The sequence below is a fragment of the Bacteroides sp. AM41-16 genome (genome assembly GCF_003603495.1).
GTDB lineage: Bacteria > Bacteroidota > Bacteroidia > Bacteroidales > Bacteroidaceae > Bacteroides > Bacteroides uniformis.
The window spans coordinates 291347-305477 of sequence record NZ_QTNE01000001.1 but is presented as its reverse complement, the minus strand read 5'-3'; the positions used below and the strand labels follow the sequence as shown (position 1 = coordinate 305477).

The following is a 14131-nucleotide window of genomic DNA, read 5'->3' as shown; positions in this document are numbered from 1 at the left end:
TTTTATATTTCAACGGCGCAAAGGTAACCCATTTTCATTAAAATAATGCCTATGGCGTGCGAAATTGTATTAAATCGGGCTCAAAAGGTCTCTGTACGAATGATAAGCAGGGAAAAATAGGGGAAGCGGATGGTCGCTATCCGCTTGCTGTCATTGATATACTTCTCTTCCGGAGTGCCTACATTCTCAAAATAGTGATACCGGTATTCGGGATGCAGGCGGATGCAGCGGTGAATCTCATCGGTGCATCTGGACAGCTTCATGATGACAACCGCACTGTTTTCGCTTGTCAGTTTCTCTATCTCTTCTGTCGTAGTAATGCCGGGTATCACCGTCAGCCGCTCTTCCTGGCTGGCCACATGGAGCCCGCCCAGTGCGCCGGCGGCAATGAAGGCGGGGATACCGGGGATGTGCTTCACGGGGATGCCGTCTGCCTGCAGTTTGTCATATACATAATGTATGGAAGAGTAGAATCCGGCATCTCCTTCGGCAACGATACAGACCTTCTTTCCTTGTTGCCGGAGGGTGGAGCTCTCCATATAGACCTCGTCGTAGGCGCTCAGGGCTTTTTCGCGCTGTTTGCTCATGGGGAGTGGAAAGCGGTACACCGTGTTTTCCGGAATGTCGAGTTGCAATAGGATGTCGGCTGCGCGTGAAACTCTGTTTCCATCTTTGGCCAGTGTCTCGGGACAGAATATACAGTCGGCTGTCTGCAGGGCTTTCAAGCCTTTTACGGTAATCAGTTCCGGTTCGCCGGGACCGAGAGATACAAATATGACGGGGAACATTTGCATGAAGACATTAAAGGTTAAAAATTAAAGAACAGCAAAACGGCTACAAAAGTGGGGAAATAATCAGTAGCAAACAAGATATTCGCTATCTTTGTTATTTACTAAAACAATCTGTTTTTTATGGATTATCAACTGAACACCCGCTTGAATGGCAACATAGCCATGACTTCCAGCTACCATGAGCGTGCGTCGCTGCAACGTGACAAGACTCTGTATAAATTCATTTGGGTACAGAGCGGTACGCTGACTCTGGAAATAGACCATATCCCCATGCGCCTGGAAAAGGATGAAATCGTGACCTTGACCCCGTTGCATCACCTGGAGGTAAAAGAGGTGGACGGTGAATACCTGACGTTTGTATTCAACAGCAATTTTTATTGCATCTATGGACATGACAACGAGGTCTCTTGCAACGGACTCCTTTTTTATGGCTCTTCCAGGGTGATGAGACTGGCGCTTTCTGCCGGGCAGTCTTCCAACCTGCATGACATAGTCCGCATTTTCCGGCAGGAGTCGGTCATTCATGACAATCTGCAGGAGGAGATGCTGCGCATTGTCTTGAAACGTTTCATCATTACCTGCACACGCATTGCGCGCCAGCTTTTCGGGGTGGGGCAGGAGAAGGAAAAGACGTTTGACATCATCCGGCAGTATTATGTGCTGGTGGACCGGCACTTCAAGGAGAAGAAGCAGGTGCAGGATTATGCCGATATTCTTTGCCGTTCTCCCAAGACACTTTCCAATCTGTTCTCGGCCTGCGGGTTGCCTTCCCCGTTGCGGGTGATTCATGAGCGCATTGAGGCGGAAGCCATGAGACTGCTGTTGTATACCCGCAAGAGCGCCAAAGAAATCAGCTCCATTCTGGGCTTTGAAGACTTGCCCGCGTTCAGCCGTTTTTTCAAGAAAATGACCGGCGAGAGTGTCTCGGACTACCGGAAAAGAGTGAAACGGGAAGAATTGCCAACTGTTGCGGAATAATTGCCATTTCGTACGTGGTGGAAAACAAGGAACTTTGCAAAAACAAAAATCAAGTCATATTACTGAAACCATTTAAAAAGTAGAACAAAGATGAAAACGAAATTGCAAAACTTGTTTATGGCTGCGTTGACGCTGGCCGCTTCCACTCAAAAGTTGGGTGTTAATTTGATTCGTGTAGCCATCCTGGTTATTTTCGTATGGATTGGTGGGTTGAAATTCTGGAATTATGAGGCTGAAGGGATTGTCCCTTTTGTGGCGAACAGCCCGTTCATGAGCTTCTTTTATACAAAGAGTGCCCCGGAGTACAAGGAGTATAAGCTGAAAGAGGGCGAGTTCAATGAGGCGAAACATCAGTGGCACGTGGAGAACAATACGTATGGTTTCTCTCACGGTCTGGGCATTCTGATTATGGCCATCGGCATCCTGACATTTCTGGGGATATTCTCTCCGAAAATCGGACTGGCGGGAGCCGCACTTGTCATTGTCATGACGATGGGTACCCTCTCTTTCCTGGTGACAACCCCTGAGGTGTGGGTGCCCGACTTGGGAAGCGAGGAGCACGGCTTTCCGTTGCTGACGGGGGCAGGGCGCTTGGTCATCAAGGATACGGCCATTCTTGCCGGTGCCATTGTCGTACTGTCTGACAGTGCAAAAAGAGTATTGAACCAATTAAGGAAATAGACGTATGAAACAGTATGATGCCATTATCATCGGATTCGGCAAAGGTGGAAAGACGCTGGCTGCCGAGTTGGCAAAACGGAAGCTGGACGTTGCCGTAGTGGAGCGTTCGGAAAAGATGTACGGAGGGACATGTATCAATATCGGTTGCATTCCCACAAAAACATTGGTGCATGCGGCAAAGCATGCGGACAAAGACGCTTCTTGGGAGGTCAAGAAGGCATACTATCGTCAGTCCATTGCAAGGAAGGAAGAGGTCGTCTCTTTCCTGCGTCAGAAGAATTATCACAATCTGGCCGACAATCCTCATATAACGGTCTATACGGGTATCGGCTCCTTTGCAGGTCCGGATGTGGTGGAAGTTGGGATGGTGGAAGGGACATTACAATTGCAAGCTCCCCGGATATTCATCAATACGGGTGCCGAAACCGTCATTCCACCGATAGAGGGGATACAAGGTAACCCACGGGTATATACCAGCACCTCCATTATGGAACTGACTGAGCTGCCGGTACAGCTCGTCATTGTAGGTGGGGGATACATCGGACTAGAATTTGCTTCCATGTATGTTTCATTCGGTTCGCAAGTCACGGTGCTCGAGGGCTCTTCCGAACTGATATCCCGGGAGGACCGGGACATTGCGGACAGTGTCCGGGAGGTATTGGAACAGAAAGGAATCGTTTTCAAGCTGAATGCACGCGTGCAGTCCGTGAAAGACTCTGACGTCATTTACCGGGATGCGGTCACGGGAGAGGAACATCAGTTACACGCAGATGCCATCCTGCTGGCTACCGGCCGGCGTCCGAATACGGCTGGCTTGAATCTGGCGGCGGCAGGTGTAGAGGTGAATGAGCGCGGTGCTATTGTGGTGGACGACTATTTGCAGACTACCAACCCCAAGATACATGCTATCGGTGATGTAAAGGGCGGTTTGCAGTTTACCTACATTTCTTTGGATGATTACCGCATTCTGCGCGAAGACCTTTTCGGGGCAGGAGAACGCAAGGTGTCCGACCGTGACCCGGTGAGCTATTCGGTATTCATCGACCCGCCGCTTTCACGCATCGGGCTGAGCGAAGCGGAAGCACGCAAGAAAGGATTGAATATAAAGGTCAACAAACTGCCGGTAGCCGCTGTTCCGCGTGCCAGGACTTTGGGCGATACGAACGGATTGTTCAAGGTGGTGGTGGACGCCGATACGGACAAGATAGTGGGATGTACGCTGTTTGGTCCGGAATCGAGCGAGGTCATCAACCTGGTGGCAATGGCCATGAAGACCGGGCAGGAATATACCTTCCTCCGTGATTTTGTCTTTACACATCCCAGCATGAGCGAAGCGCTGAATGACTTGATGGGCTTTTAAAGATTATTTAGGCACAATATCCACCAATTTGCGGGAAGAGCATTTGCGTATTTCCCCAAAAATGACGAATATTGTGCCCGAATTCTATAAACCCCAATAGTCATGACCCGGATATCTGCCATAGGCATTGCACTGCTGTGCATTTTATGCGTAACCTCTTGCGGCTTAAAATCAAGACAGACTACTACCGAATCTTCTTCCGAAACGGGCTATTCTCCGGTTACGACAGACACGGCAGCCACCATTGTACCGTGCTATGCCAAAGGCTATACGGTGAAATATCTTCCGCACCATGTCCGTCTGGTGGATATACACGACCCTCAAAAAGAAAGCAGCAGCACTTTCCACTATGCGCTGGTACCGAAAGGCATAAAGCCTGTCGGTATACCGAGCGACTATACGGTGATTGAAACGCCGGTAGAGCACGTTATGTGTATGACATCCCTGCAACTTTCCAACTTCATCCGTCTGGATGCCTGCGATTATGTGGTGGGCATCACCAGTACGCGCCATCTCTTCAACAAGGAGATGAACGAACGTTTGAAGTCCGGCGAGACCGTGAAGATTGGTATCGAAGGGAACTTTGATAATGAAGTGATAATGAGCATGAATCCGGATGTTATCTTTATCTCTCCTTTCAAGCGGGGCGGATATGATGCCATGCGGGAAATCGGTATTCCACTGGTTCCCCATTTGGGATATAAGGAGATGACCCCGTTGGGGCAGGCTGAATGGATAAAATTCATCGGCATGTTTATAGGCCAGGAAGTGGAGGCGAATGAAAAGTTTGCTGCGATAGAGAAGCGCTATAACGAATTGAAGGAGCTGGCTGCCAACGTGAAGAAGCGTCCGATGGTATTCAGCGGCGAGATACGGGGTGGCAACTGGTATGCAGTGGGAGGAAAGAGCTTTCTTGCCGAACTGTTCCGTGATGCCGGTGCGGATTATTTCTTGAAAGACGATCCCCGTTCGGGAGGTGTCACGCTGGATTTTGAAACCGTATATAGCCAGGCGGAGAGTGCCGACTATTGGCGCATTGTCAACAGCTATGACGGGACATTCACGTATGATGCCTTGAAGTCCCTCGACCCGCGTTATGCCGACTTCCGTGCGTTTCGTGAGAAGGGAGTGGTATACTGCAACATGCGTGAGAAACCCTTCTACGAAAGTATGCCCATGCAGCCCGAAATTGTATTGGAAGACTTGATACATGCTTTCCATCCCGATTTGTTGCCTGACTATAAACCGACTTACTACGAACTGCTGAAATGATAAAAAGACCCGTACTTCCGTTGATGTTGCTGACACTGGCATCTATCTTTCTTTTTTTCCTGCTGAACCTGCTTTTGGGGTCGGTTCACATTCCTCTGCGCTCCGTGTGGAACATATTGTGGGGAAATACGGATGAATCCGTTATTTGGCAGAATATTATCTGGAAGTCCCGCGTGCCCCAAGCGTTGACGGCATTGGTGGCGGGAGCAGGGCTGTCAGTCAGCGGTCTGCAGATGCAGACGGTGTTCCGCAATCCGCTGGCAGGGCCTTCGGTATTGGGCATCAGTTCAGGTGCCAGCCTGGGTGTGGCTTGTGTGGTATTACTGTCCGGGGCGATGGGCGGTGTGGCATTGAGCCGTTTGGGGTATATGGGCGAGGTTGCCTTGTCGGTTGCCGCCATTATCGGTGCGCTGGCTGTGATGGCGCTCATTGTCTATGTCTCCCAGAAGGTGAAGGGCAACGTGACGCTGCTGATAATCGGTGTGATGATAGGCTATGTGGCAAGTGCCGTCATCGGCGTATTGAAATATTTCAGTGTGGAGGAAGATATACGTGCATATGTCATTTGGGGATTGGGTAGCTTTGCCCGTGTTTCGGGCGACCAGATGGTGCTGTTTGTCTGCATCATGGCTGTGCTGCTTCCGTTGTCCTTCCTGCTGATAAAGACGATGAATCTGTTGCTGCTGGGCGATGGCTATGCACGCAATCTGGGACTGAACATCAAGCGGGCACGCCTGCTGGTTATCTCATGCTCCGGCGTGCTGGTGGCTATTGTAACGGCCTATTGCGGTCCGATTATGTTTATCGGATTGGCGGTTCCCCATCTGTGCCGTGCCATCTTCCACTCTTCGGACCATCGGGTACTGATGCCTGCCACATTGCTGGTAGGCGCTTCCCTGGCATTGGTCTGCAATCTGATAGCCCGTATGCCCGGCTTCGAGGGAGCTTTGCCGGTCAACTCGGTGACGGCACTGGTAGGTGCGCCGGTAGTGGCTTCTGTACTTTTTAGAAAACGGAAAGGAGAATTGAATGAATAAGGAAACCATACATATAGAGAATCTTTCCATCGGTTACCCCGGTAAGGGGGATGTGAAAGTGGTGGCAGACGGCATTTGCGCCGGAATCAACAGTGGTGAGCTGACTTGCTTGTTGGGAGCTAATGGAGTGGGGAAGTCCACGCTGCTCCGTACGTTGTCCGCCTTCCAGCCGAAACTTGGCGGAAACATATTTATTGAAGGAAAAGAGATTGGGGACTATACCGACAAGCAGCTTTCGCGCGTCATTAGTGTGGTGCTGACGGAGAAGTGCGATATACGCAATATGTCCGTCGTAGAACTGATAGGTCTGGGGCGTAGCCCCTACACCGGTTTCTGGGGAACCCTTTCGAAAGAGGACAAGATTGTGGTGGACAAATCCATCGCCCTGGTAGGCATTCCCCATCTGGCACACCGCATGGTGCATACGCTGAGTGACGGTGAACGGCAGAAGGTGATGATAGCCAAGGCGCTCGCCCAGGAAACTCCCGTCATCTATCTGGATGAACCGACAGCTTTCCTTGATTTTCCCAGTAAAGTAGAGATGATGCAACTGCTTCACCAGCTCAGCCGGCAAACGGACAAGACGATTTTCCTTTCTACTCACGACCTGGAACTGGCCCTGCAGATAGCGGACAAAATATGGCTGATGGACAAGGTGAACGGCGTAACTATCGGTACGCCCGAGGACCTTTCGTTGAACGGCAGCCTGAGCAACTTCTTTGCCCGTAAGGGTATTGCCTTTGATTTGGAAACGGGACTGTTCAGGGTAGCCAATGAATATACCTCCCAGATACGCTTGGCGGGCCACGGGCAGAAGTATGCCATGGTGCGCAAGGCACTCCAGAGAAACGGGATTCTGGCAAACCGGAATGTTGAATCGGAGATTTATATCGAAACCGGAGATTTGAAGGGAGACGGCAGCTTCGTATTCCATCGACCGGGCAAGGAGCCGGTAACAGTGTACTCCATTGAGAAATTGCTGCAAATAGTCTTGTCATTCCATTCCCTATGATGCACCATTCTGCAAAGGATAATTATGTCCACTTAACGACGACTCCGGTCCCCCGGCTGATTACGTCATTGGCTGTGCCGACCATCATCAGCATGCTGGTGACGTCCTTCTACAACATGGCAGATACCTATTTTGTGGGTAAAATAAATACCCAGTCTACGGCTGCCGTAGGTATCGTGTTTTCTGTGATGTCCATTATCCAGGCTGTGGGATTCTTCTTCGGTCATGGTTCGGGGAACTACATCTCCCGTAAGTTGGGGGCGCAGGAAACGGAGAGTGCCGAGAAGATGGCATCCACCGGCTTCTTTTTTGCCTTGTTTATCGGAGCGGCTCTGGCTGTGCTGGGATTGCTGTTCCTTACACCGCTTTCCCTTGCTTTGGGGTCGACGCCTACTATTCTTCCGTATACGGAGCGCTATTTGGGAATCATTCTGCTGGGTACTCCTTTTATGACCGCCTCATTGGTGCTGAATAACCAAATACGTTTTCAAGGTAATGCGGCGTATGCCATGGTGGGGATTGTGAGTGGGGCGGTCATCAACGTGGTGCTCGACCCTATCCTGATTTTTGTATGCGATATGGGCATATCCGGTGCCGCACTTGCCACAGTAGTCAGCCAGATATGTAGTTTCATCCTTTTGCTATATATGGGGCGCAGAGGAAGAAATATACGTATACGTTACAGAAACTTTACGCCTACACTGGCTTTCATCAAGGAAATTATTGGGGGTGGAACTCCGTCACTCACCCGGCAGGGACTGGCAAGCGTGGCAACCATTTTGCTGAACGTGGCGGCCGGTGCATATGGTGACGCAGCTATTGCAGGGATGTCCATTGTGACGCGTATCTCTATGTTTATCAATGCTTTCCTAATTGGTTTCGGGCAAGGCTTCCAACCGGTATGCGGATTCAATTATGGTGCCGGGCTGTATGCCAGAGTGCGCCAAGGATTCTGGTTCTGTGTGAAGGTAGGCTTTTTCTTTTTGCTGGTTTGTGTGGTGGCAGGTATGGGATATGCCGAGGAGATTGTCTCCATCTTCCGCAAGGGAGACCCTGCTGTTGTAGCTACCGGTGCGGCAGCATTGCGCTGGCAGTTCATCACCTATCCGTTGGGTGCATGGATTGTGGTCAGCAACATGATGCTGCAGACTATCCGCAAGCCCGTACGCGCTACGATACTTTCCTCTGCCCGTCAAGGGCTGTTCTTCATCCCCCTCATCTTCATTCTTCCTTATTTCTTAGGACTGAAAGGGGTGGAGATGTGCCAGGCGGCGTCGGACATGCTGACCTTCTTCCTCGCCATTCCATTGACCTGCGGGGTGCTGGCGGAGATGAAGAGGAAGGAGGCGGAACAACTGCAACAGCGGCAATCTTGAAGTTTCTGCGTCCCTATTCAATTTTCACGGGAGCTATCGGTTGCCGCTTCACTTTATCGAGGGGAGCTGCATGGTACTCGATGCGCCCGAAGTCTATCTGTCTCAAATCAATGCTTCTGATTGTACTGTTGTACATGGTGCGATAGTAGATGATACCGTTTGTCATATCTGTGGCCGATGTCCATTGGGTGGCACTTGGAATATTGGCAGGAACCTGGCCGAGGGGAAACTCGATGCCTACGGGTATATCAAAGTTATTCAGTATCTGAAAACATTGGAGAACGGTTTCCTGTGCGGTATTCTGTGGTGGTGTAGAAGTCTGGTAGAAAGCGGCACGGATAAAGCGGGAAGGGGGAGTCACATCTCCCGGAATTCCCAAAAAGCCGCTTCCCGAACCGAAAGGGGCTATAGTCACATTGCCTAGCGATTTGCTTTCGGCACTGCCCGGGTAGAGGTTCACATAATTGTTTAAGTTGGTCATCTGCCAGTCAAAGCCGGGGGAGTTTGTCAATACTCCCAGTTTGTTTTCATAGAAACGGGGCTGTCCGTCGATGAACTCCAATACCAGTTGGCGGCCGGTCTTGTCTGCAATCCGCCAATGTACGGTGGAGGCGCGTGGGTCAATGGCTATGACCGTCACATTTTCAATAGCCTCCTTTACCTCGTCCACAGTAGAAAAGCTTCCCAACAGCCATGATACCAATTGTAAATCGGCTATGCTCGACGCTTTTCGTGTGGGGTCGTACTCCTCATATTTGCCATATCCGGGAAAGTAGAACAGCCCGGCGGAGAGCCCGGCTTCATTCAGACCTTCGGCCACGAACTCCTTTTGCTCCACTGCCAGGCCTACGTAGCCATAGCGTGAGGTGAACTCCATGCCGGACAGACTGCCTCCGGGTGTCAGTGATTGTTGCGAATAACCGCGCGGTACGATGACGTACTGGCTGTTCAGCTCACTGCCTCCCCATTCGATGGTGCGGGCTACGACGTGCGCATTGTCTTTGGCCGTCAGGGTGATACCGGTACATGCCTCTGCTGTTTGAGGGGCGAAGGTGAGGGCTGTCATTGCTGCCAGCAGGATAGGAATTCTTTTTGCCATATTATTCAGTTTATATTGTTGAGTATCTGTTTGTATACTAAACAACTCTGTATGGCAAAATGTTCCCTTACCAGAACCGGTACCCCAGCGTAAAGAATGCGGCGAAGTTCTTGGGAAAATATCCTCCTTCTTCCGAATGACCTATCATCTGGTTTATCTGCTCATTGACTTTTACCAGTCCCACTTGTGTCTCTGCACCGATGATGAATCTTCTGTATTCAAAAGTAAGTCCCAGGGCAATACCTGCATCGAAACGGTTGTTACCCATTTTCCCGTCTACCATACTGCCGAAAGTGTCTATCTTGAACTGGTATCCTCCCTGCATACTGCTGCTGCTATAATCGTAGGTCTCGCCGGAGGTCTTGCCTGCCACGCCTATGGCCGCATAAGGGCCGACGCTCAGCGAGGCATGATAATCCCTGCCCAGATGGAGGCGGGCCGCTATCATGAGGGGGATTTGCAGATACAGTTCATGCATTTTGGCCTTGCCGATGTGGCTTATCTCGTCTTTACCGCCGATGGACACAAACTCCAATGCGGATTGCAGCACCCAGGTCTTGTTGAGGACATATTCTGCACCGACACCAGCTTTGTAAGCTATTTGGGTGTCACTACTGGAGTGTTTTCCATGAAAATGGGAGGTACCGATTCCAGCTTTTGCATGAAAGGACAGCGGGCTTTGTGCCAGACCGGTCAGTACGGTCATTGCCATACAGACGGTAATGATTATCTTCTTCTTCATGAGTAAATTTTTCCGTTTTCGGTTATGAGTAATACTGTTAGTTCGCCATTGGGCAGTAAGGGGGCACAGTGCCGGTGACAGAGCTCAATCAGTGCCTTGCCAAACTTTTCCAGCAGCTCTTCGGGAATGATGTCCCAGAGTTCGCGCGCCAGGTTCATCTGTCCGATGGCGGCAAGTGTTTCTTCGCTGCATCCCGTCTGGCGTGCCAGGTCTTGAATGAATTCCTTATTCATGGTCACTTTCTTGCTGTGGGTATCCAGATTGCCTTCGGCCAGTTTCACGGCCTTTCCCATCATCACGCCGAGGGTGACGTGCGGTACTTGCTCTTCGGCTGCTATTTTCAAGGTTTCGCCGATAAAGTTGCCGTAATGCACGAAAGCCTGGGTGGGGAGGTCGGGATAATACGCCTTGATGAAACGTTCGCTCTTTGCACCGGAGCTGATGACGATACGAGGGTTCCGGGTCGCCTTTGCCACTTCCATGGACTTCCGGATGGAATTGACGAAGGCTTCCGAGGAGAATGGCTTCACGATGCCGGAGGTCCCGATAATGGAAATGCCTCCTTCGATACCGAGGCGGGGATTGAAGGTGCGTTTGGCTATTTCTTCTCCACCGGGGATGGAGATGGTAATGAGAATAGGATTGGGCTGTTTGGCAATATGGAGGCGTTCAAGCCATAGCTTGACGTTCTTCTTTATCATTTCGCGCGGGGTGTCGTTGATGGCAGAGCTACCGAGCTCAAGTCCCAGACCGGGCATGGTGACGACACCTACGCCTTCGCCGCCGCAGACGATGATGTTGTAGTCGTCCTGGGGAGTGTCTTCCGGCAGCGGGTCGTCTATGCGGAAAGGTATGGCTATATTGGCCACAACTTTCATCCCGTTGGTGATGTCCGGGTCGTCGCCGGCATCCTTGATGACGGTAGCGCTTGTCTCGAACATGCCGTCACCGTTTTCCAGAAGGTCGGAGTGGGGAATATGGTGCTGAGGCTCTACGGGAACCTGGATGGTTTCTCCGTTGGGAAGAACTACCGGAAATTCCGTAGGACGCTTTTTGAAGTAGATATTGAATACATCCCAGGTGGCGGCTACGGCGGCAGCGGCGGCACATGTTCCGGTGGTCAGTCCGCTGCGCAGGGGGAAGAAGTCGGGTAAATGTTTCTCGATTATGCGGCGCAGGCCATGCTCGCCGTTTACACAGATAAACTTGCCGGATGTCTTGGGGCGGCAGATGGCAAAGATGCGTATACCCAGTTGCCGGGCAGCTTCCACCTTCTCGCAGAATCCACCGGATATCCCGCTTTCTTTGAGGAGGATGGCTTCGGGATGAAGCTGTTTCATCAGGATTTGCTCGTCTTCTCCGGGCGTGTAGTAGTAGAGGTTCTTCTCGGAGAAACCTTGTTCCCGGGCGAGCTTGCGCGAGCTGTCACGGTCAAGGATGCGGAAGTAACAGCAGGCATTCTGCCACAAAGGCTTCAGCTTACCTATGGTCTGTACGCCGGTCAGTGCAAGTAAGATGAAAATCTTTTCTTTCTGTATCTTCTCGATGGCATCGTCATAATCCCTGCACCAGGTGATGTGTTCTTCATCGCGTTCCGGGAAGATACGCTCGAAACGGATGACGGGGATATTCGATTCCACGGAGACTTGTTCCAGAGTCTCATGCAGCTGTGTGGCAAAGGGGTGCGCGGCGTCTATCAGCAGCTTTATGTGATGCTGTGCACAGAATGTTTCTATTTCTATTGCATCCATCGCGCCTTGCAGGCGGATGCCATTATGCAGAAGTACGTCCTGCTCATCCCCTTTGGTAGAATAGTAGAAAGTTTTTCCGGCTTCTTCAAGGGTTTGGATGGCTATGCGTCCTTCGGTGGTTCCGCCAAATATTAATATCATGTTTGAATGTTTATGGGTGATTAATCGTTGATTTATTTCCGGTACAGATGCTTGAACTCGTGTGCATAGAGCCGTGACAGACCTTCACGGTTGCCGATGGCTTCGCCTACGACAATCATGGTTGTCAAGGTGAGGTTATTTTCCTTCACTATTCTGGCAAGGTCTTTGAGTTCCCCCCTGAATATTTGTTCGTCTTTCCATGTCAAGTGGTAGCAGACAGCTACGGGGGTAGTTTCCGGATATTCCTGCAACAGTTCTTCCTGCACCTGCTTCGCAATGCTTGCACTGAGGAAGATGCACATGGTACTTTGTGAGCGTGCCATGAGATGTAGCTTTTCGCGTTCGGGCATGGGCGTACGTCCTTCGCCGCGTGTTAGGATGATGCTTTGCACTTTTTCCGGAATGGTGAACTGCGACTTCAAGGCAGCTGCCGCCGCCTGGAAGGAGGATATGCCGGGGGTGATGTGGTAGCTCATGCCGTGCTGGTCAAAGTAGTTCATTTGTTCCTGAATGGCACCATAGATACAAGGGTCACCCGTATGCAGGCGTACGATGAATTTTCCCTTGTCATAGAACTTCTTCATCACTTCAAATTGTTCTTCCAAATCCATGGAAGCGGAGCTGAGTACGGTAGCCCCGGCCTTGGCACAGAGAGTCAGCTCCCTGGGAACGAGACTGCCGGCATACAGAATGAGGTCGGCGCGTTCCAGCATTTGGCGTCCGCGTACGGAAACCAGGTCCGGGTCGCCCGGGCCGGCACCCACTATTTCGATGTGGCCCTGGCGCACAGTTCTTATGTCAAGGGCGGCGGCCACGGTATAGTTCTCTCCTTTCTTCTTGGGCACCAGCAGCCGGGAGTTGTTTGCACTCAGTAAGGCGGCGGCTTCGCTGACGCTGGGGGTACCCATGTGCTTCATGACGGTTTTGCTGGGATGGGGCACCTCTATCTCTGCCAGTTCCTCGGCTGTATAGAAGTAGACCGGGAACTTCTTTTGGAGCGCTTTCACTACCGGTTCGTCACTTTTGGCTTTAATCGTGGAGATGGAGGCGATGCTTTGGGGCATGATACCGTATTCCTTCAGCGTGTTCATAATCTCTTTCTCCACTTTCCGCACAGGGCCTGCCAGCCGGGCAAGGCCGATGCCGAGGTGTACGACACAGGGCACGTAGCATATCATAGGCATTTCCGGGAAGTTGGGGACTTGGGGAGATACGCACAGAATCAGTTTGAAGCGTGAAGGTTTAATGTCCTGCACCCGGTAGAATACTTCTACATGAGGCGGCAGGTGCGCCTCCATCCAGTCCGTACCTTCATTGCGCACCGTGAGCAGCAGGGCGGTGGGCTTGCCGGAAACGAAGAGGCTGATATGCTCGTTCATGCATACTCTTTTTTTCTCTTCGGGCGTCTTGGCAAGTTCTGCCAACAGGAGGGTGGAGGGCTCGGCGTTGATGACCGGAAACCACCCGAAACGTTGGGGCAGGGTATCGAGTCCCCATAGACCGGTGCAGTCGCTTTGCGTGGTGACTACCGGTTCGGCCCCGAGGATATTCGCTACCTGGTGGGTCAGTTCGTTGGCTCCTCCGATGTGTCCGGAAAGTACGGAGATGGCAAATTTACCGGTACTGTCCACGCAAACCACGGCAGGGTCGGTATATTTGTTCTTCACGCAAGGAGCGATGGTGCGGACACAGATTCCCATGGCGCCAATGAAGACAAAGGCATCATAGCGGTTGAAGTTTTCCGCTGTGAATTTGCCGGCGGATTCTATATGTGTGCATCCCTCTTCGTGCCTGAGGGTGAAGATTTCGGAGTCGGGAAGTTCGTTGAGTAGTGATTGGGCTATGCTCAAACCGGCTTCGGAGATTAGAATAATAGCTGTTTTCATAATGG

General features: G+C 51.3%; 12 protein-coding genes. 7 read left to right on the top strand and 5 right to left on the bottom strand.

Going from position 1 to position 14131, the window contains the following annotated elements:
- Positions 1-80 precede the first annotated feature (80 nt).
- Positions 81-788: a precorrin-2 C(20)-methyltransferase gene (locus DW896_RS01510; protein ID WP_187370428.1), complete on the bottom strand. Its 708-nt coding sequence runs from the start codon at positions 786-788 to the stop codon at positions 81-83.
- Between the two features lie 123 nt (positions 789-911).
- On the opposite strand from DW896_RS01510, the gene DW896_RS01505 reads away from it, so the two are divergent.
- The 7 genes from DW896_RS01505 (at position 912) to DW896_RS01475 (ending at position 8507) form a co-directional block, all read left to right on the top strand.
- Positions 912-1769 (top strand): helix-turn-helix domain-containing protein, encoded by an 858-nt coding sequence (locus DW896_RS01505; RefSeq protein WP_009038560.1) that lies wholly within the window; start codon positions 912-914, stop codon positions 1767-1769.
- Between the two features lie 90 nt (positions 1770-1859).
- Positions 1860-2450, top strand: coding sequence for a DUF417 family protein (locus DW896_RS01500; protein WP_009038559.1), 591 nt, complete (start codon positions 1860-1862; stop codon positions 2448-2450).
- 4 nt (positions 2451-2454) lie between these two features.
- Positions 2455-3810, top strand: coding sequence for an FAD-dependent oxidoreductase (locus tag DW896_RS01495; RefSeq protein ID WP_009038558.1), 1356 nt, complete (start codon positions 2455-2457; stop codon positions 3808-3810).
- A 102-nt stretch (positions 3811-3912) separates the two neighbouring features.
- On the top strand, positions 3913-5082 hold the full coding sequence (locus DW896_RS01490; RefSeq protein WP_009038557.1) for an ABC transporter substrate-binding protein: 1170 nt from the start codon (positions 3913-3915) through the stop codon (positions 5080-5082).
- A complete protein-coding gene (locus DW896_RS01485) occupies positions 5082-6119 on the top strand; it encodes an iron ABC transporter permease (protein ID WP_034529853.1) in 1038 nt (345 codons plus the stop codon). The genes DW896_RS01490 and DW896_RS01485 overlap by 1 nt, the downstream gene beginning before the upstream one ends.
- Positions 6112-7131, top strand: coding sequence for an ABC transporter ATP-binding protein (locus tag DW896_RS01480; RefSeq protein ID WP_009038555.1), 1020 nt, complete (start codon positions 6112-6114; stop codon positions 7129-7131). Before DW896_RS01485 ends, DW896_RS01480 begins: the two co-directional genes overlap by 8 nt.
- Positions 7128-8507 (top strand): MATE family efflux transporter, encoded by a 1380-nt coding sequence (locus DW896_RS01475; protein ID WP_050756867.1) that lies wholly within the window; start codon positions 7128-7130, stop codon positions 8505-8507. The genes DW896_RS01480 and DW896_RS01475 overlap by 4 nt, the downstream gene beginning before the upstream one ends.
- 13 nt (positions 8508-8520) lie before the next feature.
- On the opposite strand, the gene DW896_RS01470 is transcribed toward DW896_RS01475, so the two are convergent.
- The 4 genes from DW896_RS01470 to cobM all read right to left on the bottom strand — a co-directional run bounded on the left by DW896_RS01470 (position 8521) and on the right by cobM (position 14126).
- Positions 8521-9606, bottom strand: a complete 1086-nt coding sequence (locus tag DW896_RS01470) for a linear amide C-N hydrolase (protein ID WP_005829400.1) — start codon at positions 9604-9606, stop codon at positions 8521-8523.
- Positions 9607-9673: 67 nt separating this feature from the next.
- Complete coding sequence (locus DW896_RS01465; RefSeq protein ID WP_009038553.1) at positions 9674-10348, bottom strand: outer membrane beta-barrel protein; 675 nt, start codon at positions 10346-10348, stop codon at positions 9674-9676.
- Entirely contained in the window at positions 10345-12240 is a 1896-nt protein-coding gene (gene cbiD, locus DW896_RS01460) for a cobalt-precorrin-5B (C(1))-methyltransferase CbiD (protein ID WP_009038552.1), read from the bottom strand. Before cbiD ends, DW896_RS01465 begins: the two co-directional genes overlap by 4 nt.
- A gap of 32 nt (positions 12241-12272) precedes the next feature.
- On the bottom strand, positions 12273-14126 hold the full coding sequence (gene cobM, locus DW896_RS01455; protein WP_009038551.1) for a precorrin-4 C(11)-methyltransferase: 1854 nt from the start codon (positions 14124-14126) through the stop codon (positions 12273-12275).
- Between the last annotated feature and the right edge of the window lie 5 nt (positions 14127-14131).